The 24,145-nt window shown below is 64.5% G+C and carries 18 protein-coding genes; 4 read left to right on the top strand and 14 right to left on the bottom strand.

Going from position 1 to position 24,145, the window contains the following annotated elements:
- Position 1 precedes the first annotated feature (1 nt).
- The 7 genes from AC0L3A_RS14975 to AC0L3A_RS14945 form a co-directional block, all read right to left on the bottom strand.
- On the bottom strand, positions 2-997 hold the full coding sequence (locus AC0L3A_RS14975; protein WP_354127064.1) for an ABC transporter ATP-binding protein: 996 nt from the start codon (positions 995-997) through the stop codon (positions 2-4).
- Entirely contained in the window at positions 994-2,001 is a 1,008-nt protein-coding gene (locus AC0L3A_RS14970) for an ABC transporter ATP-binding protein (protein ID WP_473254657.1), read from the bottom strand. The genes AC0L3A_RS14975 and AC0L3A_RS14970 overlap by 4 nt, the downstream gene beginning before the upstream one ends.
- A complete protein-coding gene (locus AC0L3A_RS14965) occupies positions 2,001-2,894 on the bottom strand; it encodes an ABC transporter permease (RefSeq protein ID WP_354127062.1) in 894 nt (297 codons plus the stop codon). The genes AC0L3A_RS14970 and AC0L3A_RS14965 overlap by 1 nt, the downstream gene beginning before the upstream one ends.
- Positions 2,895-2,903: 9 nt before the next feature.
- Positions 2,904-3,851 (bottom strand): ABC transporter permease, encoded by a 948-nt coding sequence (locus AC0L3A_RS14960; protein ID WP_354127061.1) that lies wholly within the window; start codon positions 3,849-3,851, stop codon positions 2,904-2,906.
- 42 nt (positions 3,852-3,893) lie between these two features.
- Entirely contained in the window at positions 3,894-5,492 is a 1,599-nt protein-coding gene (locus AC0L3A_RS14955) for an ABC transporter substrate-binding protein (RefSeq protein ID WP_354127060.1), read from the bottom strand.
- Between the two features lie 304 nt (positions 5,493-5,796).
- Positions 5,797-7,347, bottom strand: a complete 1,551-nt coding sequence (locus tag AC0L3A_RS14950) for an AMP-binding protein (protein WP_354127059.1) — start codon at positions 7,345-7,347, stop codon at positions 5,797-5,799.
- 18 nt (positions 7,348-7,365) lie between these two features.
- Positions 7,366-8,520, bottom strand: coding sequence for an iron-containing alcohol dehydrogenase (locus AC0L3A_RS14945; protein WP_007598037.1), 1,155 nt, complete (start codon positions 8,518-8,520; stop codon positions 7,366-7,368).
- A 481-nt stretch (positions 8,521-9,001) separates the two neighbouring features.
- Between AC0L3A_RS14945 and AC0L3A_RS14940 the strand changes: the two genes are divergently transcribed.
- From AC0L3A_RS14940 to AC0L3A_RS14930, 3 genes are all read left to right on the top strand, one after another.
- Positions 9,002-10,207, top strand: a complete 1,206-nt coding sequence (locus AC0L3A_RS14940; RefSeq protein WP_354127058.1) for an efflux RND transporter periplasmic adaptor subunit — start codon at positions 9,002-9,004, stop codon at positions 10,205-10,207.
- Positions 10,204-13,368 carry an efflux RND transporter permease subunit gene (locus AC0L3A_RS14935; protein ID WP_354127057.1) on the top strand — a complete coding sequence of 1,055 codons (3,165 nt, stop codon included), beginning with the start codon at positions 10,204-10,206 and terminating at the stop codon, positions 13,366-13,368. The genes AC0L3A_RS14940 and AC0L3A_RS14935 overlap by 4 nt, the downstream gene beginning before the upstream one ends.
- Before the next feature lie 274 nt (positions 13,369-13,642).
- Positions 13,643-14,836 carry an ABC transporter substrate-binding protein gene (locus AC0L3A_RS14930; RefSeq protein WP_354127056.1) on the top strand — a complete coding sequence of 398 codons (1,194 nt, stop codon included), beginning with the start codon at positions 13,643-13,645 and terminating at the stop codon, positions 14,834-14,836.
- Between the two features lie 177 nt (positions 14,837-15,013).
- Here the strand turns inward: AC0L3A_RS14930 and AC0L3A_RS14925 are convergent, their stop codons facing one another.
- Genes AC0L3A_RS14925 through AC0L3A_RS14910 form a run of 4 tightly spaced genes read right to left on the bottom strand, consistent with a single transcriptional unit; the run spans position 15,014 to position 19,612 of the window.
- Positions 15,014-15,400: an MAPEG family protein gene (locus AC0L3A_RS14925; protein ID WP_473254656.1), complete on the bottom strand. Its 387-nt coding sequence runs from the start codon at positions 15,398-15,400 to the stop codon at positions 15,014-15,016.
- 27 nt (positions 15,401-15,427) lie between these two features.
- The gene (locus tag AC0L3A_RS14920) at positions 15,428-16,510 is read right to left on the bottom strand and encodes a lipocalin-like domain-containing protein (protein WP_354127055.1); all 1,083 of its coding nucleotides are present in this window, start codon (positions 16,508-16,510) and stop codon (positions 15,428-15,430) included.
- Entirely contained in the window at positions 16,500-18,962 is a 2,463-nt protein-coding gene (locus AC0L3A_RS14915) for an ABC transporter permease (RefSeq protein WP_354127054.1), read from the bottom strand. The genes AC0L3A_RS14920 and AC0L3A_RS14915 overlap by 11 nt, the downstream gene beginning before the upstream one ends.
- Positions 18,959-19,612 carry an ABC transporter ATP-binding protein gene (locus AC0L3A_RS14910; protein ID WP_007598028.1) on the bottom strand — a complete coding sequence of 218 codons (654 nt, stop codon included), beginning with the start codon at positions 19,610-19,612 and terminating at the stop codon, positions 18,959-18,961. The genes AC0L3A_RS14915 and AC0L3A_RS14910 overlap by 4 nt, the downstream gene beginning before the upstream one ends.
- A 145-nt stretch (positions 19,613-19,757) precedes the next feature.
- Here AC0L3A_RS14910 and AC0L3A_RS14905 point away from each other — a divergent pair, with 145 nt between their 5' ends.
- On the top strand, positions 19,758-21,083 hold the full coding sequence (locus tag AC0L3A_RS14905; RefSeq protein ID WP_473254692.1) for an MFS transporter: 1,326 nt from the start codon (positions 19,758-19,760) through the stop codon (positions 21,081-21,083).
- An 89-nt stretch (positions 21,084-21,172) separates the two neighbouring features.
- Here AC0L3A_RS14905 and AC0L3A_RS14900 read toward each other — a convergent pair whose 3' ends face one another.
- The 3 genes from AC0L3A_RS14900 to AC0L3A_RS14890 form a co-directional block, all read right to left on the bottom strand.
- Positions 21,173-22,381, bottom strand: coding sequence for an MFS transporter (locus AC0L3A_RS14900; protein WP_007598026.1), 1,209 nt, complete (start codon positions 22,379-22,381; stop codon positions 21,173-21,175).
- A 264-nt stretch (positions 22,382-22,645) separates the two neighbouring features.
- The gene (locus AC0L3A_RS14895) at positions 22,646-22,819 is read right to left on the bottom strand and encodes a hypothetical protein (RefSeq protein WP_007598023.1); all 174 of its coding nucleotides are present in this window, start codon (positions 22,817-22,819) and stop codon (positions 22,646-22,648) included.
- 75 nt (positions 22,820-22,894) lie between these two features.
- Positions 22,895-23,932, bottom strand: a complete 1,038-nt coding sequence (locus AC0L3A_RS14890) for an MBL fold metallo-hydrolase (protein ID WP_007598021.1) — start codon at positions 23,930-23,932, stop codon at positions 22,895-22,897.
- Between the last annotated feature and the right edge of the window lie 213 nt (positions 23,933-24,145).

Here is a 24,145-nt window from a genome sequence, read left to right as displayed (position 1 = left end):
CCTACGGCGTCGCATTTGGTCGCCCCGTCCCTTCGTTGAGCAAGCACGCCACCCGGTGCCCGTCACCGGCATCCACCAACACCGGCCGCTCTATCCTGCATCGCTCCATCGCAAACCGGCAGCGGGTGTGAAACGCGCATCCCGGCGGCGGATTGACCGGGCTTGGCACGTCGCCGTCGACCAGCGGCACGAGCTTTTTGGCGAGGGGGTTGGCGACCGGCACCGAGGCGAGCAGGGCCTGTGTGTAGGGATGCCGCGGATTGCGGAACAGCTCGTCTTTGTCTGCAATCTCGACGATGCGACCGAGATACATCACGGCGACGCGGTGGCTGATATGGGCGACCACGGCGAGGTCGTGCGCGATGAAAAGATAGGAGAAACCGTGCTGCCGTTGCAGATCGATCAGGAGGTTGATCACCTGCGCCTGGATCGAGACGTCGAGCGCGGAGACCGGCTCGTCGCAGACGATCAGGCGGGGCCCGAGCGCCAGCGCGCGAGCGATGCAGATGCGCTGGCGCTGGCCGCCGGAGAATTGGTGCGGGAAGTTGCGCATCTGGTCGGGCCGCAAGCCAACCTGCTCGAACAGGTTTGCGGTACGCGCCTCCAGCGCTTTCCCGGTCGCGAGCCCGTGCACGAACAGCGGCTCGCCGACGATGTCGCCTGCGGTCATGCGCGGGTTGAGCGAGGCGAACGGATCCTGGAATACGATCTGCATCGAACGGCGGTGCGGCCGCAGCGCGGACTTGGAGAGATGGGTGATGTCTTCGCCCTCGAGCCGGATCTGGCCCGAGGTCGGTTCGACCAGCCGCAGCACGCTGCGCGCCACTGTCGACTTGCCGCAGCCGGATTCGCCGACGAGGCCCAGCGTCTCGCCCACCTCAACCGAAAACGAGACGCCGTCGACTGCATGCACTGTGCCGATTTGTCGGCGCAACACGCCGGCGCGCACCGGATAGTGCTTCTTGAGATCGGTGACTTCGAGCAGCACCTCGGTCATGCGACCTCCGCAATCTCGGCCGCGCGCCAGCAGGCGGCGAGATGGCCGCCGCCCCAATCGATGAGCGGCGGATATTCGGCTTCACAGCGCTTGATCGCGAGCTTGCAGCGCGGCGCGAAGGCGCAACCCTTTGGCAGCCGCACCAGCGACGGGACCGTGCCGGGAATTTCGTTCAGCCGCGCCGGCGCGGCGACGCCCGGCGCTGGCACCGTCGGGATCGATGCCATCAATCCGCGCGTGTAGGGATGCTTTGGCGCGGCGAACAGTGCCTCGACGCTCGCTTCCTCGACCTTCCGTCCCGCATACATCACGATGACGCGCTGTGCGGTCTGCGCGACGACACCAAGATCATGCGTGATCAGCACGAGGCCGGTGCCGAGCTCCTTCTGGAGTTCCAGGATCAGCGCCAGGATCTGCGCCTGGATGGTGACGTCGAGCGCGGTCGTCGGCTCGTCCGCGATCAGCAGTGCCGGCCGGCACGCCAGCGCCATGGCAATCATGGCGCGCTGGCGCATGCCGCCGGAGAGCTGGTGCGGATATTCCCGCGCGCGCCGCGCCGGCTCGGGGATGCGCACCAGGCGCAGCATCTCGACTGCGACATCCTGAGCCTCTCGCTTCGACATCTTCCGGTGCAGCCGCACGGCCTCGACGATCTGGTCGCCGATTCGCATCACCGGATTGAGCGAGGTCATCGGCTCCTGGAAGATCATCGAGATGCGGTTGCCTCGAACAGCCAGCATCTCTGCTTCGTCCAGCGTCAGAAGATCAGTGCCTTCAAGCATGACGGAGCCGCCGACGATGCGGCCGGGCGGATCCGGCACCAGCCGCATCAGCGATAGTGCAGTGACGCTCTTGCCACAGCCAGATTCCCCGACGATCGCCAGGGTTTCGCCGCGCATCACCGTGAAGGAGACATCGTCAACGGCCTGGAAGAGACCGGAGTTGGTGAAGAACACCGTCTTCAGGTTCTTCACCTCGAGCACGAGATCGGATTTATCAGCCATCAGCCGCGCTGCCGGGGATCGAGGATGTCGCGCAAGGCGTCGCCGAACAGATTGGCGCCGAACACCGCGAGACTGATGGCGATGCCCGGGAAGATCACCAGCCAGGGCGCCGTGCGGACATATTCGGCGGCGGATTCCGAGAGCATGCGGCCCCACGACGGGTAAGGCTCGGGAATGCCGAGGCCGAGGAAGGAGAGCGAGGCTTCGGTGAGGATGGTCGAGCCGAGCTGGGCGGTCGCAAGCACGATCAACGGCGCCAGCGTGTTCGGCAGCACGTGGCGGAGCGCAATGCGTACCTCGCTCATGCCGATCGACTTGGCGGCCTCGATGAATGGCAGCTCGCGCAGCGCCAGCGTGTTGGCACGGATGACGCGCGAGACGGTCGGGATCAGCGGAATGGCGATCGCAATGATGACGTTCGGCAAGGACGGCCCAAGCGCTGCGGTCATGATCAGGGCGAGCACCAGCAGCGGCAGCGCCTGGAGAACGTCGGACACACGCTGGAATACGAGATCGACCCAGCCGGAGAGATAGCCGGAGGTGAGGCCCACGATCACTCCGATCGAGCCACCGAGCGCCGTCGAACCGATGCCGACCGTGAGCGAGATCCGCGCGCCATGAATGATGCGGCTGAAGACATCGCGGCCGAAGGAGTCCGTGCCCATCCAGTGGGTCAGGCTTGGACGCGCCAGTGCCCGGGCGGCGTCGATCGTCAGCGGATCGTAACGCGCGATGAACTCGGCGAATATCGCGGTGAACACGAACAGGGTCATGATGACGAGCCCGGCCGCACCCAGCACATGCCGCTGCGCCAAAAACAGCACGCGGCGCCAGCCGACGGTCGCGTGCGCCCCGGCGCGCCTCAGTTCAACGTCATAGTCGATCGCAGCCAACAATCTCTCCTAATCCGTGTACCGGATACGCGGGTCGAACACGGCGTAGAGCATGTCGACGATGAAATTCGCGCTCACCACGACGATGGCAATCAGCATCACCAGGTTCTGCACGATCGGATAATCGCGCCAGCGTATAGCCTCGACCAGGAAGCGGGCGACGCCGGGGATGTTAAACACGGTCTCCGTCACGATAAGGCCACCGATCAGGAACGCTGCCTCGATGCCGATCACGGTGATGACGGGCAAAATCGCGTTCTTGAGCGCATGCTGATAGTTCACGGCGGCGTCCGATGCGCCCTTGGCACGCGCGGTGCGGATATAGTCCTGCCGCAACACCTCCAGCATCGAGGATCGCGTGATCCGCATGGTCAGTGCCGCGCTGCGGAAGCCGACGGCGGCGGCGGGTACGGCGTAGGTCGCGAAGGCTTCCAGCCATGTCGCCGGATTCGGGTTGAAGATCGGCATCTGGTTGAACATCGCCACCGAGGCGGTGAGGATGAGCAGGCCGAGCCAGAACGAAGGCAGCGACAATCCGCTCAGGCTCACCACACGCAACGCGTAATCGAGCCTCGTTCCCTGTTTCACCGCGCTGATCACGCCCAGGGGAATGCCGATCGACGCCGAGAACAACAGCGCCAGGCCGGCGAGCCGTGCGGTGATCGGAATCCGTGGCAGGATTTCCTGAAGCGCCGGCTTCTCCGAGACATAGGAGTAGCCGAAATCGCCGCGCAGAAAACCGCTGATCCAGTGCCAATATTGCACCACCAGTGGCTGGTCGATGCCGAGCTCTTTCTCCAGATTGGCCTTGTCGGCGGGATCGACATAGCCGGCCGCGGCAAACAGGATGTCGACGATATTCCCGGGAACGATACGCAGCAGGAAGAAGATGACGACCGAGATCCCGAACAGGGTCACGAGCATCAGAAACAGGCGCCGCACCAGATAGGCAAACATCCCGCGCCCTCCTGTCGAGCCGCTAGTCGTCAGTCTTGCGCGCTACTTGTCGAGCCAGACGTCCTCGTAGCGAAAGCCGTTATAGGAGCTGTTCGACATGATCGTCACGCCCTTGACATAAGGCTGCCAGCAGGTGCCGGCCCGCGCATGGAAGATGATCGGGCGGGCGACATCCTCCTGCAGCTTCTTGTCGATGTCCCAGACCAGTTGCTTGCGCTTGCCGACGTCGATCTCCTGCGATTGCAGGTCGAACAGCTTCTCGATCTCCTTGTTGCAATAATTGGTGTAGTTCCGCTCCGAGCCGCAGGAATAGTTTTCGTAGAAAGACTGGTCAGGATCGTCGACGGAATTGCCGGTCAAGTTGAGGCCGAGCATGTAATCCTTGCGTGCAACCTTCGGGAACCAGTTCGCGGTTTCCACGACGTCGAGCTCGCCGTCGATATAGATGCTCTTGAGCTGGTCGATCAGGATCACCGCGGGATCGCGATATTCCGCGAGATTGCGCGTCGAGACCTTCACCGCCAAGTGCTTGTCGGGACCGTAGCCCGCCTTCTGCATCAGCTTCCTGGCCTCATCCCGGCTCGCATTCACGTTCGGGCCATAGCCTGGAATGGTCTCCAGCTTGTCCTTGGGCATGCCCCAGATGCCCTGCGGCGGCGGCAGCATAGTGCCACCGATATCGGCCTGGCCTTCGAACAGGATGTCGACGAAGGCCTTGCGGTCGAGCGCCATCGCCATGGCCCGGCGGATGTCGATGTTGTCGAACGGCGGGGACGCCGAATTGACGATGATGTTGGTCGAAACGTTGGTCGGCTCGACGACGCAGAGGGCGTTCGGCGCCTGCGACTTGATGTCCTTGAGGAGCGGGATCGTGATGTGCGTCGGGAAGGTCATGTCGAACTTGCCGGCGACGAAGGCGAGGATCGCGGTGGAGCGGTTCGTGATGATCGTGTACTCGATGCCGTCGAGATAGGGCAGGCCCTTCTTCCAATAGTCCGGGTTTCGCGTCAGCTTGATCGATTCATTGGCCTTGAACTCGACGAATCTGAACGGGCCGGTTCCGACCGGATGGGTGCGCATCTCCGCCGGCGAGACGTGACAGGGATAGATCGGCGTATAGCCGGATGCGAGCATCGCCAGCAGCGAAGGCTGCGGCCGCTTCAGATCGAAGGAGACCTCGAAATCACCGTTCGGCGTGACATCGTTAACCTCGCTGTACCAGGCTTTGCGCGGATTCTGCCGCAGCTTTTGTTGCGATTTGCCCATCAGGAGATCGAAGGTGCATTTGACGTCGGCCGACGTGAACGGCTTGCCGTCATGCCACTTGACGCCCTGGCGCAGTTTGAAGGTCAGCTTCTTGTTGTCGCCGCTCCAGGACCAGCTCTCGGCCAGCTCTGGCCTCAGGGTATCAGGGCTATTCTGCGCAATGTGCTGGTCGTAGATGACGAGATTGTTGAACACTCCCATGAAGGGCACGTTGATCGAATATGTCGCGCCCTCCAGGATGGACGCATTGGCCGGGCTGTCGCGGTGATACATCCGCAGGATCCCGCCCTGCTTTGGTTCGCCGGCCGATGCGATCGTCGAAAACGCCAGCAAAGACAGCGCCGCCGTCGCGGCGAGCGCCCGTACGCTCCGCATCCTCGTCCTCCCTGGACTTAGTCTTTTCGGCCTTTTGGCCTGTTTGTCAGGACGATAGCGACGCAGGCGCGGTGAGGCAACCGGCAAGGACGGAGGGCCTCTCGGCAATTCGGATGACGGCGGGCGCAGGGGCGGTTCTCTCACAAATTGTGAGAAGTCCCTCCGGCGTCGTCCTGGCGAACGCCAGGACCCAACACCCCAGGGAGGTGTTTGGCGAAGATTGGCCGCTCCGGATTGCTACCTTCTTCAGTTGTGAGATCACGCGGTATGGGTCCTGGCTTTCGCCAGGACGACAGCTGCGACTTCACACAATCCGCGACGCCTTGTTCCCCCAATACCGGTCCCTTAGCAGCCGCTTGTACAGCTTCCCCGTCGGCAGCCGCGGCAACTCCTTCTCGAAATCGACCGAGCGCGGCACCTTCTGCCGTGACAGCGACGCCCCGCAGAACGCGATCAGCTCTTCGACGAGCGCCTCGTCCGGCACGACGCCGGGCATCGGCTGCACCACCGCCTTCACCTCTTCACCGAGATCGGGATTGGGCACGCCGAACACCGCGGCGTCCGCGACCTTCGGATGGGTGATCAGCAGATTTTCGCATTCCTGCGGATAGATGTTCACGCCGCCGGAGATGATCATGAAAGTCGCGCGGTCGGTGAGGTACAGGAACCGATCGGCATCGACATAGCCGACGTCGCCAACCGTGCTCATGCTGCCGTCGGCCGAGCGCGCTTCCTTGGTCTTCTCCGGGTCGTTGAAATATTCGAACGGTGAGGCCGTCTTGAACCAGACCTGACCCGGCGTGCCTGTCGGGCATGGCTTCATGTTTTCGTCGAGAATATGGAGGTCGCCGAGCAGCACCTTGCCGACGGTGCCGCGATGGGCCAGCCATTCCGCGCTGTCGCAGGCGGTGAAGCCAAGGCCTTCGGTCGCACCGTAATATTCGTGGATGATCGGTCCCCACCATTTGATCATGTCGTCCTTCACCAGCGCCGGGCAGGGCGCGGCGGCATGGATCGCGATCTCGAGCGAGGAAAGGTCGTAGCGCGTGCGCACCTCCTCCGGCAGCTTCAGCATGCGCGAGAACATCGTCGGCACCAGCTGCGTGTGAGTGATACCCCATTGCTCGACGAGCTGGAGGTAACGCTCGGGATCGTAATTCTCCATGATGATCGCGGTGCCGCCCATCCGGATTGTCAGGTTGACCGCGGCCTGCGGCGCGGAGTGATAGAGCGGCGCCGGCGACAGATAGACCATGCCCTCGCGATAGTGCCAAAGCTTGGTCAGGAAATCGAACAGCGGCAGATTGTGCTTCGGTGGCTCCTCCGGCAGCGGCCGCAAAATGCCTTTCGGCCGTCCCGTTGTGCCCGATGAATAGAGCATCGCGGTACCCAGACATTCATCTGCAATCGGCGTCGTCGGCAGATCGGCCGTGACCTCGGCGAGGCCGACGATACGGTCACTCTCGCCGGGGCCGTCGGCGACGACGCAGAGCCTGATATCGGGGCAGGCCTTGATCGCCTCCCGTGCGATGTCGAGCTTCGCCATCGACGTGATCAGGATCTTCGACTGGCTGTTGACGAGGAGATAGGCGAGCTCGCCCGGCGTCAGGAAGGAGTTGATGCAGGTGTAGTACAGCCCGGAGCGCTCGCCGGCGCCGCAGGCTTCGAGATAGCGCGAATTGTTCTCCATGAAGATCGAGTAGTGGTCGAGCCGCTTCAAGCCGTGCCTGCGGAACAGATGCGCCAGACGATTGCTGCGCGCCTCCAACTCGCGATAGGTGACGGCCTCGCCGCTCGCCGCCATGATGAAGGCGGGCTGGAGCGGACGCAGGCGGGCATGCTGACCTGGATACATCGGTCCTCCGGCTTTAGATCATGCGGCAAGAAGCAGGATTTCGCGCACCTGCGCGGGACCGTCGATCTTGCGCGGGTTGCGCGGCACCCAGGGTGTGCGCATCGCCTGTTCGGCGATGGCGTCGAAATGCTCCGGCGTGACGCGTACATCGGCGAGGCTGCGCGGCATGCCGAGCGAGCGGATGAAGGCATCGAGCACGTCGGCCGCCTTGTGACCCGGAAAGCCCATTGCGGCCGCCACGATCATCTGGCGCTCGGCATTGTCGGGCGCATTCCAGCGCATCACGGCCGGCAGCATGATGCAGGAGGTGTAGCCATGCGGCACGTCGAAGGCCGCGCCCAGCACGTAGCCGATGCCGTGGCTTGCGCCCATCGGCACGCCGGCGGCGAGGGCGCCCATCGACAGCCAGGTGCCGATCTGCGCATCCATGCGCGCATCGAGGTCAGCAGGGTCAGCCTTCACCCGTGGCAGCGCGTCGGCGAGCATCGCGAGGCCCTTGACCGACTGCGCGTCGGCATAGGGATGCGTCTCCGGCGAGCAGATCGCCTCGACGCAATGATCGATGGCGCGGATGCCGGTCGAGAGGAACAGCCATTCCGGCGTGTGCACGGTGATGGCGGGGTCGAGAATGGTCGCGCGCGGCACCGTCAGCGGATGGCGCAGCATCTGCTTCACGTGCGTGCTGCGGTCGGTGACGCCAGCGATCGCGCTGAACTCGCCGCCGGCGATCGTGGTCGGCACGCTGATCTGGCGCACGACAGGCGCCGTCATTTCCGGCGCGACGCCCTTGTGCACGCGGATGCGCTCGATGCCGTCGACATCGTCGATGCCGTTGGCGAGGCAGAGCTGCACCGCCTTGGCGCCGTCGGTGATCGAGCCGCCGCCCACGGTGACGATCAGGTCGGCGCCGGCCTCGCGCGCCGCATTGGTGGCGGCGATCACCGCCTCCCGCGGGGTGTGCGCCGGCATGGCATCGAAGACGCCCGCGCAATTTGTGCCCAGGGCTTGTGTGATCTTCGCGATTTCGTCGGTCTGCCGGTTCAGCGTGCCCGACACCATCAGGAAGGCACGGCGCGTCCCCAGCCGGTCCATCTGGGCGACCACGGCCTCGGCCGCGGGGTGGCCGAACACGACTTCCTCGATCGCGCCGTAAACGACACGTCCCTGATGCACGTCTGTCCTCCCCGGACAATTCGTCTTGTTTTTGTGGGGGTAGTCTAACCGCGCTGGCGGCATTCGTCATGCGCGAAGACGCTGTCGCTCTCTCCTCCCCCTCTCCCGCTTGCGGGGGAGGGCTGGGGTGGGGGTGTCTCCGCGTCGGGATTGTCGAGAATTGCGGAGGATGTCCCTGCGTGGTGAGAGCCCTCACCCGCCGCGCGCGGGACGATGCTGCGCATCGCCCGGGGCGCGTCGGCCCCTCCCGCAAGCGGGAGAGGGGAGCAAGCCCGCGCTCCTCGTGAAATCCATATGCGATTGCCTTGCGGTTTACCGGGAGAGGCAAACAAGCCCTGTCAACCCGTCATCCGGCCAGGGCATTCCTCCGAGCATTGCCCGCGCTTTGGTCTTGAAGAGTTCATGATTGAAACCCATCTTGTGGCGCCCGCGGGTACGGGCGTACCCTGCTATTACCGTGGTTTTTATGCGAGGACCTGGGATGACTGGACCGGACGGAAGCGAGCAATTTGTCAAAACGCACGATTTCGTTTCGCCTCGGCCTTACGCCATGGTCGGCCTTCTCGCCGCGGCCTTTGCGCTCACCGGCTGCGGCCAGCCGGCCTCGCAAGCGAGTGCTCCCCCGCCGGCGCCGGTGACCGTCGCCCAGCCGGTCAAGCGCACCGTCACCGATTGGGACGAATTCACCGGCCGCTTCGAGGCGGTCGAGGAGGTGCAGGTCCGCCCGCGCGTCGGCGGCTTCGTCAACTCCGTCGAATTCCAGGACGGCGCCATCGTGCATCAGGGCGATCTGCTCTACGTCATCGACCCGCGTCCATTCGAGGCGGTGGCCGAGCAGGCAGACGGCCAGCTCTCCGATGCGCGCGCCAAGGTGGAGCTTGCCAAGCGCGAGCTCGACCGCGGCCTCAATTTGGTGCAGACCAGCGCGGTCTCCGAGCAGGCCGTCGACCAGCGACGCCAGGCCTTACAGGCCGCGCACGCCGCGGAGACGCAGGCCGCTGGCGCGCTGAAGGCCGCGCGGCTCAACATCGAATTCACCCATGTGACCGCGCCGCTCACCGGCCGCGTCAGCCGCCATCTCGTCAGCCCCGGCAATCTGGTGCAAGGCAGCGATACCGGCTCCTCGACGCTGCTCACCTCGATCGTCGCGCTCGATCCGATCTACGTCTATTTCGACATGGATGAGGCAACCTTCATCAAATACAGCAAGCTGTGGTTCGAAGGTAAGCGCCCGAGCTCGCGCGACACGGCGAACCCGGTGCAGGTGACGCTGGCCGGCGAGAGCAAGCCGTCGCATGAGGGTACCATCAACTTCCTCGACAACCGCCTCGACGTCTCCACCGGCACGCTACGCAGCCGCGCCGTGGTCAAGAACACCGATCTTTCGATCCTGCCCGGTCAGTTCGGGCGCATCAGACTGATCGGCAGCGCGCCCTATGAGGCGCTGCTGATCCCCGACGTCGCGGTCGCAACCGACCAGTCCCGCAAGATCGTGTTCGTGGTCAAGCCGGACGACACCGTCGAGGCGCGTCCCGTGACGCTCGGGCCGCTCGACGAGGGCCTGCGCGTGATCCGCGAGGGATTGAAGGCGGACGACCGCGTCATCGTCAACGGCATCCAGCGCGCCCGCGTCGGTGCCAAGGTCGCTCCGCAGACGGCACCAGCGCCCGCCGGTGGCAAATCATGAATCTTGGCCGTCTCTCCATCAACCAGCCCATCCTGGCCATGGTGCTGTCGATCGTGCTGCTGATCGTCGGCGCGCTCGCCTACACCACGCTGCCGGTCTCCGAATATCCGCAAGTGGTGCCGCCGACCGTCGTGGTCACTACGCAATATCCCGGCGCCTCCGCGCAGACCGTGTCCGACACCGTTGCCGCTCCGATCGAGCAGCAGATCAACGGCGTCGAGGACATGCTGTATCTCTACAGCCAGGCGACCTCGAACGGCCAGCTCACCATCACCGTCACTTTCAAGCTCGGCACCGACCTCGACAAGGCCCAGGTGCTGGTGCAGAACCGCGTCGCGATCGCGCAGCCGCAACTTCCGGACGAAGTGCAGCGCAACGGCGTCGTCACCCGCAAGAACTCGCCCGACATCCTGATGGTCGTGTTCATGCTGTCGCCCGACGACACGTTCGACCAGCTCTACATTTCCAACTATGCGCTGCTCCAGGTTCGCGACCAGCTGCTGCGGATCGACGGTGTCGGCGACATCCAGATTTTCGGCGCGCGCGATTATTCGATGCGGCTTTGGCTCGATCCTGACCGGATCGCCAATCTCGGCCTGACTTCGGCCGAAGTGCTCGCCGCGATCCGCGCGCAGAACGTGCAGATCGCGGGCGGCCAGATCGCCGAACCGCCGATCGCCGACCGCGCCTTCCAGCCGAACCTCACCTTCACAGGGCGTTTGAAAGACCAGAAGCAGTTCGAGGACATCCTGATCAAGGCCGGCTCCGACGGCCGCACGGTACGCCTGCGCGACGTCGCCCGTATCGAGCTCGGTGCTCTCGCGTACTCCACCAACAGCTTCCTGCTGCGCAAATCGGCGGTCGCGATGCTGGTGACGCAGCGGCCGGGATCGAATGCGCTCGCGACCGCGAAGAACATTTCGGACACGATGGCGAAGCTGAAGGAGACCTTCCCGAAAGGCCTCGACTTCAATATCGGCTACAACCCGACCGAGTTCATCGCGCAGTCCGTCCATGAGCTGATCAAGACCATCTACGAGGCCATGTTGCTCGTGGTCATCGTGGTTCTGGTGTTCCTGCAAGGATGGCGGCCCGCGATCATCCCGATCATCGCGATCCCGGTGTCGCTGGTCGGCACCTTCGCGGTGATGGCGGCGCTCGGCTTCTCCATCAACAATCTCACGCTGTTCGGTCTCGTTCTCGCCGTCGGTATCGTGGTCGACGACGCCATCGTGGTGGTCGAGAATGTGGAGCGGCATCTCGAGCACGGCATGAGCCGGCGCGACGCCGCGCTGAAGACCATGGAGGAGGTCGGCGGCGCATTGGTGTCGATCGCGCTGGTGCTCTGCGCGGTATTCGTCCCGACGGCGTTTCTGGGCGGAATTTCCGGTCAGTTCTTCCAGCAATTCGCCGTCACCATTGCGGTCGCAACCGCAATCTCCTGCTTCTGCTCATTGACGCTGTCGCCGGCGCTGGCCTCGCTTCTTCTCGTTCCGCACGAGGAGAAGCGGCCGCCGGCGCGCTGGAATTTTCTCGCACGCGGCTGGAACGCTTTCACGGGCGTGTTTAACCGCGTGTTCGACCGTCTCGCGCATGGCTACGCCGGCCTCGCCAATTTCGTGATCCGGCATTCGGCGGTGATGATCCTGATCTACGTCGTGCTGATCGGCAGCGCCGGCTGGCTGATCGGGACCACGTCGCAAGGCTTCATTCCGGCGCAGGACCGCGGCTACGTCATCATCTCCGTGCAATTGCCGGGCGCGGCGTCGCTGGCACGCACCACCGAGGTCGTGCGCGAGATCGAGCGGATCTCGCTGGATACGCCGGGTATCATCCGCGTTGCCGCTTTCGCCGGCTTCTCCGGCGCGACGCGCACGCAGGCAGGCAATGCAGCGGCGCTGTTCCCTGTTTTCGACGAGCCAGAGGCGCGGATCAAAAAGGGGCTGACTGCGAACGCCATCACGGCCGAGCTGCGCAAGCGGCTCGCTGCAATCCAGGGCGCGTTCATCATTGTCATTCCGCCGCCGGCCGTGCCCGGCATCGGCACCGGCGGCGGCTTCACCATCCGCATCCAGGACCGCCAGGGACGCGGGCCGGAGCTGCTCGCCGCGGCCACCGACGAGCTGGTCGCCGCGGCGCGCAAATCGCCGTCGCTGCTCGCTCCCACGGTGTTCTCGCCGTTCTCGGCCAACACGCCGCAGCTCTTCGTCGACATCGACCGCACCAAAGCGCAGAAGCTCGGCGTTCCCATCGCCAACATCAACGACACGATCCAGACCTATTTCGGATCGACCTATGTCAACGACTTCAACCTGTTCGGCCGCACCTACCACGTCACCGCACAGGCCGACTTCCCGTTCCGGAAAGAGCCGAGCGATCTTGCGCGGCTGCGGACGCGCAACGCCTCCGGGGACATGGTCATGCTCGGCAGCGTGGTCGACTTCAAGGATGTTTCCGGCCCTGACCGCGTCGCGCGCTACAATCTCTATGCAGCATCCGAGCTCCAGGGCGAGCCAGCCCCGGGTACCAGCTCGACCACTGCGCTCAACGCGATCAAGAAGCTCGCCGACGACACCTTGCCGAGCGGCTTTACCTTCGAATGGACCGATCTGTCCTATCAGCAGATCACCGGCGGCAATGCGGGACTGCTGGTGTTCCCGATCTGCGTGCTGTTCGTCTATCTCGTGCTCGCCGCGCAATATGGCAGCTGGACCTTGCCGTTCGCGGTGATCCTGATCGTGCCGATGTGCCTGCTGGCCGCCACCATCGGCGTGCGCATCATGGGGCAGGACGTCAACATCCTCACCCAGATCGGCTTTGTCGTGCTGGTGGGCTTGGCGGCGAAGAACGCGATCCTGATCGTGGAGTTCGCCCGCGACATCGAGAATGAAGGCAAGCCGCGGCTGGAGGCCGTGATCGACGCCTGCCGCCTGCGCTTGCGGCCGATCCTGATGACGTCCTTCGCTTTCATCCTCGGCGTGCTGCCGCTGGTGATCTCGTCCGGCTCCGGCTCGGAGATGCGGCAGGCCGTCGGCGTCGCCGTGTTCTTCGGCATGATCGGCGTCACCTTGTTCGGGCTGTTGTTCACGCCGATCTTCTACGTCGTGGTGCGGAACCTGGCCGAGGGGAAGAACGAGGGCAAGCCGAAGGCGCTGGCTTAATTCCTCTCCATGTCGTCCTGGCGAAAGCCAGGACCCATTACCCCCAGGGAGTGGTTGCTGTGCGAGCTGCTCACTCCGAGACTTCGCCAAACTGCTCCCTGGGGTAATGGGTCCTGGATCAGCGCTCGCTCCGCTCGCTTGTCCAGGACGACGGCAATTCATCAAAAATGGCCGCGCCCATACTAACGGCCTAGGCCGAAATGGATGGGCAGGCGCGGGGTTCTTCACTAGTATCCGCGCGATTTCAAAACAGAAAACTGCTGGGAGCTAACACATGAAATCAGCCCTTTTGGCCGCTGTCGCAATTTCGGCTTTGCTGCTGGCCGCGCCGGCCTCCGCCCAAGGCGTCAAGATCGGCATCCTCAACGACCAGTCCGGCGTCTACGCCGATTACGGCGGCAAATGGTCGGTCGAAGCCGCCAGGATGGCGATCGAGGATTTCGGCGGCGAGGTGCTCGGCCAGAAGATCGAGCTCGTCACCGCCGACCATCAGAACAAGCCGGATCTCGCGACCTCGATCGCGCGGCGCTGGTACGACGTCGAGAACGTCGACATGATCACGGAGCTGACGACCTCATCGGTCGCGCTCGCGATCCACGAGCTCTCGAAGGAAAAGAAGAAGATCGACATCGTCGTCGGCGCTGCGACCTCGCGCCTCACCGGCGATGCCTGCCAGCCCTACGGTTTCCACTGGGCCTATGACACCCGCGCGCTCGGTGTCGGCACCGGCGGCTCGCTGACCAAGGCCGGCGGCGACACCTGGTTCTTCCTCACCGCGGACTACGCCTTCGGCTACGCACTGGAGAAGGACACCAGCGAGATCGTCGCCGCCAATGGCGGCAAGGTGCTCGGTTCGGTGCGCGTGCCGCTCAACTCCTCGGACTTCTCCTCCTTCCTGCTCCAGGCGCAGAGCTCGAAGGCGAAGATCGTCGGCCTTGCCAATGCCGGCCTCGACACCACCAACTCGATCAAGCAGGCGTCCGAGTTCGGCATCGTCTCCGGTGGCCAGAAGCTCGCGGGCCTCTTGATGACGCTCGCCGAAGTGAACGGCCTCGGCTTGCAGGCCGCGCAAGGCCTGGTGCTGACCGAGGGCTATTACTGGGACATCAACGACCGCACCCGCCATCTCGGCGAACGCTTTCTCAAGCGCACCGGCCGGATGCCGAACATGATCCAGGCCGGCACCTATTCGGCAACGCTGAGCTATCTCAAGGCGGTCAAGGCCGCCGGCAGCAAGGATCCGGATGCAGTCGCCAAGAAGCTGAAGGAGCTGCCGGTCGACGACGATTTCGCGCAAGGTGGCAAGGTGCTCGAGAACGGCCGCATGGTCCACGACATGTATCTGTTCGAGGTCAAGAAGCCCTCGGAATCGAAGAAGCCCTGGGACTATTACAAGCAGCTCGCGGTCGTTCCCGGCGAGAAGGCGTTCTTCACGGCCAAGGAGAGCGGCTGTCCGCTGACGAAATAGGATGACGGCGGCTTAAAAAGCGCGATGTCGTCCTGGCGAAAGCCAGGACCCATTACCCCGATAGCGACTTGTTGAAACAAGCTGTCGCCACCATCGTGCCCATAGCTGCGCCCTGCGGCTATGGGTCCTGACCTTCGCCAGGACGACGGCGGGGCAAGTGGACGCATGTCGGCTACCTCACACCAGCCGCAGCACCGCCGCTCCCAGCGCCCCGGCCCACAGCGCAATGGCCGCGATACCCTGAATAAAAAATCCCGGGCCGCGTTTTGCTGCGCCCTTCGAATAGCCGATGAAGTAGACGATGCGGCCGACGATCCAGAGCGCGCCGATCGCCGCCGCGCCGGAATCGCTGATATAGATAGCGAACAGCCAGAGCGACGGCAGGAAGATCGGCATCCATTCCAGCGTGTTCATCTGGATCCGGAACGCGCGCTCGAAATCCGGATGGCCCGCCATCGCCGGCGCCTTGACGCCGGTTTTGGTGCGCGAGCGCGACACGTTGATGGTGATGAAGAAGTAGAACAGGATCGTCAGCAGCGTGACGAGGGCAGTGAGGTGATACATAACGGATTCCTTGGAGGACGCTGCGCTTCAATACCCGGTCAGCTCGAGATAGCCAACGCCGTCATGCGTGCCGGTAAAGCTGATCGGCCCTTCCCAATAGGAAAAACCGGTCCCCATCCACGCCTTTGGATTGAGCGGCTTGCACTGGATCGAGAACGACCGCGAGGGGATCGCGATCTGCCACTCCACCGGCAGCTTGCGCCCGGCCACCTCAGCCGTCGCTTTCGGAATCATCCGGATATCGGCACCCACGATCATCTGCGTGTCGCCTGTGGCGCTGATCCAGTTGCCGAATGGATAGTCCATGCCGTCCTTCTGCCGCAGCCGGTATAGCATCAGCTTGTCGCCGGACGCGAGATGCAGCGACAGCCAGTCCCAGCCGGTCTGGTCGGTGTCGAGCGGCTGGCTGCTCCATTCGCGGTCCATCCAGGCCTGGCCGGAAACATCGACCGGCCTATCATCGATGGTGAGCGTGCCGCGGGCGCGATAGAACGGCTGGCTGTAATAGTAGGAGGCCTGTCCGCGCTCCGACTTGCGGCTGTAGCCGCGATCGCCCTGCAGCACCACGGGACGATCGGCCTCGAGCGTCAGCGCGTAACTGAAGTCGGCGCCCGAGGCCTTCAGCGTCAGCGGCGCCAAAGCGCGATCTTCGGTGCGCTCGGATCCGTTCATCGCCCAATCGTCGATCCAGGCTGAGAACGGTTTCGCCGTGACGCCGGCCTGTCCCACGCCGCCGCGTGAAAACAGCTCGCTGAAGCGGTGGGTGTCGGCCCGCGTCACCGCCGCATGCGCCATCCACACCTGCTGGTTGGCCCAGCCCTCGCCCTGCGGTCCCGGCTGCGTCGCCTGGCGAAACAGCGTCCATTGCAGGCCGCAAGCCGCGCCGCTGCTGTCGACGAGATTCGCCGTGAGATACCACCACTCGATGCGAAACTCCGGATGCGGGCCGTGATCGGCGGGGAAGGAGAACGTCTTTCCCGGCTCGACCTTCGCAAAGCCGTCGGCGGTTTCACCGAGCCCGGCATAGCCCTGCGCGCCCGCACGGCGGGTCGCCACCAGCGCGGCGATGCCGCCGGCGAAGGTGCGTCGCGAGATGCTGTCAGCGCTCATTGGCAAACACCTTGACGAGGCTCGCCGGCTGCATCCGCGCCAGCCGTATCATTGGCAGCAGCGCGGCAAGCAACGAGGCGAACAGCGCGACCGCGACCAGCTCGACCAATTGCAACGGAAACACATGGAACGGCAGCCGCCAGCCGAACGCTTTTACATTGACGATCGCGATCAGGCACCACGCCACCAACAGCCCGAGCGGCACGGCCAGGAGTGACGTGAACAGCGCGACCGACAGCGTCTTGGTCAGTTCGATCGCGGCAAGGCGGGGCCGCGTGATGCCGATTGCCCAGAGCGGCGCAAGCTGCGGCAGGCGCGAATTCGCCAGCGTGAGAAGGCTGGTCAGCAGCGCGATCCCAGCGACGCCGAGCGTGAACGCATTCAGCGCCGACGTCACCGCAAAGGTGCGGTTGAAGATCCGGATCGACTCCGCTTTCACCGTCGCCTGATCGGCGACGCTGCGATCGTCGAGCGCAAACTGCTTCTGCAGCGCCATGATCAGGCCGGGGATATTCTCCTTCGCGACAATCAGGCCGATGCGCGTCTGCGGCGTCTGCGGAAACTGCCGGATCAGCGCCGCGACATTCACCGCAAGCTGGCCCTTGGGGTTGCCGTAGTCGGCATAGATGCCGACGATGTCGAGCTGCCAGGTCCCGCCCGGCGCCGGCACGTCGATGACGTCGCCGACGCGGACGTTGAGGCGGCGGCTCAGCTGCTCGCTGATGAACGCGGCATTGCCGGGTATGAGTTGTGTCCAGGCACGGGGCGCGGCTTCGAGCAGCGGCCAGCGCTCGCGATAGAGTGCATGATCGGGCAGGCCGAGCAGTTCCACCGGCTGCCCCTGAACCTGCGCCTCGGCGCGTCCGCCCGACAGGATCGCCTGGACATCGCTGCGCTCCTTCAGCCAATTGCGGATCGCGACGCCTTTCGCATTGTCGGAGGCGCTGATGTAGACGTCGGCTGCGAGCCGCCCGTCGAGCCAGCCGACAAAAGTGCGGCTGAACGTTTCCACCATGGTGGATACCCCGACATTGACGGCGAGCGCGAGCAGCAGCGCCATCAGCGCCAGCGACAATCCCGAGAGCTGCTGCCGGCTATCCGCCCAGAACCACAGGGCGAGCGGCTGTCGCGCGAAACGCTGCCCGGTCCGCAGGATGATGTCGAGGAAGGCCGGCAGGATCAACGCGGCGCCCAGCATCAGCGCTGCCAGCACGCCAAAGCCCGCGATCAACGATTGCCCGTACTGGAGCAGCAACAGCGCGACCGCGAACACGGCGCAGGCAGCCCCGCTTTGCAGGATCAGCCAACGGCGCTGCCGCTGTTGCCAGGCGCGCGGCTGCGCGGTCGCCAGCACCGGCATCCTGACAGCCTTGATCAGGCTGGTCGCCGCGGCCACCAGCGCGCCGGCAATGCTGATGCCGATCCCGGCGAGCCACCATTCGGGTCGCAAGCTGAGCTGCCCCGGGATTTGCGCGCCATAGAGTCCCCGCAGGGACGCCGCGACGTCGGGCAAGAGCGCAGCCGCAATGAAATAGCCGCAGGCAAGCCCGATCAGGCCTGCGACCAGCGACAACGCCACGAGTTCGACCACCAGCACGGTGTTGACCAGTCGCGCCGAGGCACCGCAGGCCCGCAGCGTGCGCAGCATCGGCAGCCGCTGCTCGAAGGCGAGACCGACGGCAGAATTGACGATGAAAAGACCGACGAAGAACGACAGCAGGCCAAACGCAGTGAGATTGAGGTGAAAGCTGTCGGTGAGGCGCTCCAGCTCGGTCTCCGCATTGGGCTCGACCCGCTGCAAGCGGTCGCCGACGACGCTCGCCAATGGCGCGGGCTTGCCCCTGGGCTTGCCGATCAGAAGTCGCGAGATTTGCTCCGGCTTGTTCAGCAGCCGCTGCGCCACGCCGATATCGACCACCAGCACGTCGGGCACAAGCTGCGGCAGCACGCGCAGTGGCGGCAGTTTTGCGCCGCTGCTGATCGCTGGTGCCGCGCCCTCCTGCTCCTGCAAATCGTTCAGCGTCTCCCGTGCCACCAGCGTCTGGCCCGGCGGCGCGATGAAGTTGCTCAGATCGGCGGCGCCTAGGCGCGGTGCATTGCCGACATCGACCGGCAGCGTCACCGGCTCGATGCCGAGCAGCCGGACCGAGCGCCCGTTGACCTGGATGCGTCCCTCCAGCATCGGTGAGACCGGCCAGCCGGCGCGGCGGAGCTTGACGAACAGCTCCTGCGGAAAAGTCGCGGCGTCAGGCGCGACCAGCATCGGCGTGCGCGCGCCGCCGAAGGTTGCCGCGGCGCGGTCATAGGCGTTGCGGGCCTGCTGGTTGATCGCCTGCACGCCGCTCCACAGCGCGGTCGCCGCGATCAGCCCGATCAGGAGCGTCGCGAACTGCATCTTGTGGCGCCGCCAATGGCTGAGCAGCACGGCGAGGACCCAGAGCGCGCGCCTCATGCGATCCGCCCGGCATGCAGATTGACGTGGCGATCGAGTGTCGCGGCCAGATGCAGGCTGTGCGTCACCATCAGAAAGCCGCAGCCGGTGCGCGTGACGAGGTCGCGCGTCAGGGCAAGCACGTCCTCGGCGGTGGCCTCGTCGAGATTGCCGGTCGGCTCGTCCGCCAGCAGCAACGACGGCTTTGTCGCCAGCGCCCGGCCGATCGCGACGCGTTGCTGCTGTCCGCCTGATAATTGTTCTGGATAACGCTTGAGCAGGCCGCCAAGCCCGAGACGCTCGATCAGCTCTTTATACCAAGCTGCGTCGTACCGGCCGGCGATCCGCGCCTGAAACACCAGATTGTCTCCGACCGACAGACTCGGGATCAAATTGTATTGTTGAAACACCAGGCCGATCCGGTCGCGCCGCAGGCCGGCGCGTCCCGCATCGGACAATTTGGTGACCTCGGTATCTTCCAGTCGGATCGTGCCGCTATCGGCGGCATCGAGCCCTGCGATCAGGTGCAACAGCGTGCTCTTGCCGCTGCCGGACTCGCCGGTCAGTGCGACGCGTTCGCCGGCCTTGAGGTCGAGATCGACGCCGCGCAGCACATGGACCGGCTCACCGGCCGAAGAGAACGTCTTGGAGAGGTTTCGGATGCTCAGCACGATGAATGGCGCCGGACGGAATTACTGGAATTGCTGCGTAGCACACCTGCTGCGGAAATGCCGGGTTGCGTTGGTCTTGAAGCCGTTGTTAGCTCCTAAGAGGACTACATCAAAAAAGTGCCAAAAACGGACGACGGGGAGAATGATGAGCGCTCAGGGAACGCCCGAGGTGGCGGGCAAGACGACTGGAACGCCTAAGGGCGCCTGGACCGTTACATTTCTGCTGTTTCTTTTCATGCTGGTGAACTTCGCCGACAAGATCGTCGTCGGTCTCGCGGGCGTTCCGATCATGACTGAGCTGAAGCTCGAGCCCGAGCAGTTCGGTCTGCTCGGCTCGTCGTTCTTCTTCCTGTTCTCGATCTCTGCGATCGTGGTCGGCTTCATCGTCAACAAGGTGCCGACGCGCTGGGTGCTGCTCGCGCTCGCGGTGGTCTGGGCGCTCGCGCAGTTTCCGATGGTCGGCACCGTCTCCTTCACCACGCTCCTGATCTGCCGCATCGTGCTCGGCGCCGGCGAAGGCCCGGCCTTCTCGGTCGCTGCGCATGCGATCTACAAATGGTTTCCCGACGAGAAGCGGACGCTGCCGACCGCGATCCTGTCGCAGGGCTCGACCTTCGGCGTCATCCTCGCTGTGCCGGCGCTGAACTGGATCATCGTCAATCATTCATGGCACTATGCGTTCGGCGCGCTCGGCGTCGTCGGCCTGATCTGGGTTTGCGCCTGGCTCGCATTCGGCAAGGAAGGCCCGCTGGAGGACACACAGGCTCAGGCTGCGGCCGAGACGAAGATTCCCTACCTTCAGCTGCTCACCTCGCGCACCTTCCTCGGCTGCGTCGCGGCGACCTTCGGTGCTTACTGGGCGCTGTCGCTCGGGCTGACCTGGTTCACGCCGTTCATCATCAAGGGCCTCGGCTTCTCGCAGAGCCAGGCCGGCTGGATCTCGACCCTGCCCTGGGTGTTCGGCGCCACCATTGTGATCCTGACCGGCTGGATCTCGCAACTGATGATGGCCCGCGGCTCGACCACCCGCGTCGCACGCGGCGTGCTCGGCTCCGTGCCGCTGGTCATCGGTGGCCTGATCCTGGCCGCGATGCCGCATGTTCAGGGCGCGGGCTTTCAGCTCACCTTGCTTGTGGTTGGAACGGGCTTGTGCGGAGCGATCTACGTGGTCTGCCCGCCGATGCTCGGCGAGTTCACGCCGACGTCGCAGCGCGGCGCGATCCTCGCGATCTACGGCGCGCTCTATACGCTCTCGGGCATCATCGCGCCCGCCGTGATGGGCACCGTGATCCAGCGCGCCGGCAGCATGCTGGACGGCTACATGACCGGCTTCACCATCAATGCGGTGGTGATGGTCGGCTCCGGTGTGGTTGGCCTGTTGTTGCTGTGGCCGAACACCGAGCGCGCCAGGCTGACCGGCACCGCCGCGCCGCAGGCCAGCGCGCTGAAGGGCGCGGTATCGCCGACGTAAGGGGCCACTTCGGTCAACCCAATCACAACGTCATCCCCGCCCCTGTGCGCAATTGCGCGCAAGGCCGGGGCGACAATTGAGCTTGTTGCTCAAGCAGCGATTGGCCGCTTCCGCTCCGTGAACGGCGACAGCACCACGGTCGCGACCATGAAGATCACGGACGCCCCGAACACCCAATGCGGCGCGCTCTGGTCCATGATCCAGCCGAACAGCAGCGGGCTGACGATGCCGCCCAGATTGAAGCCGGTGGAGACGATGCCGAAGGCGCGCCCCGCAGCACCGGGAGGTGCTGCATTGCGCACCAGCATGTCGCGCGAGGGCGCGATCACGCCGGAGAGGAAACCCGCGGCCGCCATCGTGGCGGTCAGCGCCCAGCCCGGGAGCGTGACCAGCGCGATCAGCAGCACGATCGCCGCGTTCGCGGCAAAGCAGGCGGCGGCGACATAGCCGTGGCGCTCGGTATGGTCGGCGAGAAAGCCGCCCGCGAGCACGCCGGCGGCGCTTGCACCGAGGAACGCGGTGAGCGCGACATTGGCCGCGGAATAGGTCACGCCGTAGCCACTCATCAGCGCCACCACGCCGAAATTGTTGATGCCGGCGACCGACAGGCTGAGCAGCATGAACAGCGCCGTCAGCGTGATCAGCGCCGGCGTGATCACGGCTTGTTTTGGTGCGTTCTCGGTGCCCGGCTTCGTCTTGTGCGCGCCGGCATCGGGAATGTTCATCGTCACCAGCAGCAGCGCGACCAGAACACCGATCGCCCCCGATGCGATCAGCGCGCCGGCACCGCCAGATACGGTGACCAGCGCGGCGACGATCGCCGGCGCCACCGCGCCGCCGAAATAGCCGGCAAAGGTATGGATCGAGAAAGCACGGCCCATCCGCGCTTCGTCCATGTGCTCGGCGAGAATGGCGTAATCGGCGGGATGGTAGACGCTGTTGGCGAGCCCGAGCAGCACGGCGCAGGCGATCAGCGAGGCATAGCTGAGGTGCAGGCCGAGCAGGATCAGCGCGAGGCCGCCAAGCGTGAGGCCGCCCAGCAGGATTCTTCGCGCACCAAAATGGTCGACGAGATAGCCGGTCGGCGCCTGCGTCAGCCCCGAGACCACGGCCGACACGGTCAGTGCAAAGCCGAGCTCGACATAGCCGACGCCGAGTTGATTCTTGAGGAACGGAAACAGCATCGGCAGGACCAGCAGATGGAAATGGCTGACCCAATGCGCGATCGAGATTCCCGTCAGCGTGCGTAGCGCGCTGTCCGCCTTGCCTTGTTGCGGTGCGGCGAGAACGTCGACCATTGCAGTTCCGTTTCACGTCCTTTGGAGACGCGCAAACTATCGGGCAGAGCGGTTATTTGTCCATGAACGCAGGCGCATGGCAGGTAGTGTGGGTGGGAGATTCCCCGCCGTCGTCCTGGCGAAAGCCAGGACCCATTACCCCAGGAAGCAGTTTGGCGAAAACTCGTGGTCCGGTACTGCGACCATCCACGATCGAGAGATCACGCGGTATGGGTCCTGGCTTTCGCCAGGACGACAGTTGAGAGCGAGGCAAGAGCCGAGCCCTCAAAACGGCTCGTCATCCGGCCCGTAGCGGTCTCGCTTTGGTGTCGCGATGTCGCCGTCTTCGTAATCATCGTCTTCGGTGTCGCGCGGAGGCGGAGGCTTCTTCGCCTTGTCTTTTGCTGGCGTGTCGTCCGCAATTTTGGGCGGCGCGCTCGGCTTGCCGATCTTGGCCATGGCTGGTCCCGGATGGTGATGCTGCGGCCGATCCTATCCGGAAGATATGTGCGGTTCCTGACTTATCTCAAGTCGTCAGTGCACCACCGGCCCGCCGGCCTTCTTCCAGGCGTCGATGCCGCCGGCGATGTGGGCGGTGTTGGTGAGCCCGGCCTCCTTGGCGGCGGCGACGGCCATCGCCGAGCGTTCGCCGAAGGCGCAGAAGAACACGACGCGGCGGCCGGTGGCGGCCGCGACCTCGCGCAGCATGCCGCCGGGCTTGAGGCTGTCCTCGACGGACGGATAGGGCGTATGCAACGCGCCTTCGAGCATGCCGTGCTTCATCCGCTCATTGGTCTCGCGCAAATCGACCAGCAGGATATCGGGACGGCCGAGGCTGCGGATCGCCTCGACGGCGCGGAGCGCGCGGCCCTCTTTCTCCAGCTCCTCCTGGTGCAGGCCGACATGCATGTTGGCGGGCACCGCGACGTCCATCATCTTCGGGTTGGGCAGCTTCAGATTGGCCATCAGCTCGATATAGTCGTCGACCGAGCGAACCTGGAGCCGCGGATTGTAGCGCTTCTCCTCGCCGATGGTGGAGACGGTGTCGCCCTTGTAGTCATGCGCTGGGAACACCATGGTCTCGTCGGGCAGCTTCAGCAGCCGATTGAAAATAGACTCATACTGCGCGCGCGAAGAACCGTTCTGGAAATCGGTGCGGCCGGTGCCGCGGATCAGCAGCGTGTCGCCGGTGAAGACGCGGTCGCCCATCAAATAGGAATAGGAATCGTCGGTGTGGCCGGGCGTGTACATCACGTCGAGCGCCAGGCCCTCGATCGTCACCTTGTCGCCGTCGGCAACCCGCATCGCCACCACGTCGGCCTTGGTCTGGTCCCCCATCACCGTCATGCAATGGGTGCGGTCGCGCAGCTCGCCGAGGCCGGTGACGTGGTCGGCATGGAGATGGGTGTCCACGGCCTTGACCAGCTTGAGATCGAGCTCGCGCAGCAGCTGGCAGTAGCGGTCGACCTTCTCGAGGACGGGATCGAGGATCAGCGCCTCGCCGCCGGGGCGGCTCGCCAGGAGATAGCTGTAGGTACCCGAAACACTGTCGAAGAGCTGACGGAAGATCATGGCAAGACCCGGCGTGAATTACCCGGAGATTCTACTACATTTCGGGCTCACAAGAGAAGCAATTCACTGTGTAAGCAAGAAAATTTGGAAGATTTTTATTCCTGTGACCGGCGAGTGGGCGTCACTTGGCCACCGCTGTCATTCCCCGCGAAGGCGGGGAATCCAGTACGCCGCGCCCTTTCCGTATCCCTCGCGGTCTCGGAGTACTGGATC

The sequence above is a fragment of the Bradyrhizobium sp. MI1.3 genome, assembly GCF_055811695.1.
The sequence above is the reverse complement of the archived record's forward strand: the minus strand, read 5'-3'. Positions and strand labels throughout refer to the sequence as shown.

Coding starts and splice junctions, on each gene's coding strand:
- AC0L3A_RS14895 (WP_007598023.1), bottom strand. CDS start 22,819: ATGGCCAAGATCGGCAAGCCGAGCGCGCCGCCCAAAATTGCGGACGAC.
- AC0L3A_RS14920 (WP_354127055.1), bottom strand. CDS start 16,510: ATGAGCGCTGACAGCATCTCGCGACGCACCTTCGCCGGCGGCATCGCC.
- AC0L3A_RS14955 (WP_354127060.1), bottom strand. CDS start 5,492: ATGCGGAGCGTACGGGCGCTCGCCGCGACGGCGGCGCTGTCTTTGCTG.
- AC0L3A_RS14975 (WP_354127064.1), bottom strand. CDS start 997: ATGACCGAGGTGCTGCTCGAAGTCACCGATCTCAAGAAGCACTATCCG.
- AC0L3A_RS14890 (WP_007598021.1), bottom strand. CDS start 23,932: ATGATCTTCCGTCAGCTCTTCGACAGTGTTTCGGGTACCTACAGCTAT.
- AC0L3A_RS14930 (WP_354127056.1), top strand. CDS start 13,643: ATGAAATCAGCCCTTTTGGCCGCTGTCGCAATTTCGGCTTTGCTGCTG.
- AC0L3A_RS14960 (WP_354127061.1), bottom strand. CDS start 3,851: ATGTTTGCCTATCTGGTGCGGCGCCTGTTTCTGATGCTCGTGACCCTG.
- AC0L3A_RS14950 (WP_354127059.1), bottom strand. CDS start 7,347: ATGTATCCAGGTCAGCATGCCCGCCTGCGTCCGCTCCAGCCCGCCTTC.
- AC0L3A_RS14935 (WP_354127057.1), top strand. CDS start 10,204: ATGAATCTTGGCCGTCTCTCCATCAACCAGCCCATCCTGGCCATGGTG.
- AC0L3A_RS14915 (WP_354127054.1), bottom strand. CDS start 18,962: ATGAGGCGCGCGCTCTGGGTCCTCGCCGTGCTGCTCAGCCATTGGCGG.
- AC0L3A_RS14905 (WP_473254692.1), top strand. CDS start 19,758: ATGAGCGCTCAGGGAACGCCCGAGGTGGCGGGCAAGACGACTGGAACG.
- AC0L3A_RS14940 (WP_354127058.1), top strand. CDS start 9,002: ATGACTGGACCGGACGGAAGCGAGCAATTTGTCAAAACGCACGATTTC.
- AC0L3A_RS14970 (WP_473254657.1), bottom strand. CDS start 2,001: ATGGCTGATAAATCCGATCTCGTGCTCGAGGTGAAGAACCTGAAGACG.
- AC0L3A_RS14925 (WP_473254656.1), bottom strand. CDS start 15,400: ATGTATCACCTCACTGCCCTCGTCACGCTGCTGACGATCCTGTTCTAC.
- AC0L3A_RS14900 (WP_007598026.1), bottom strand. CDS start 22,381: ATGGTCGACGTTCTCGCCGCACCGCAACAAGGCAAGGCGGACAGCGCG.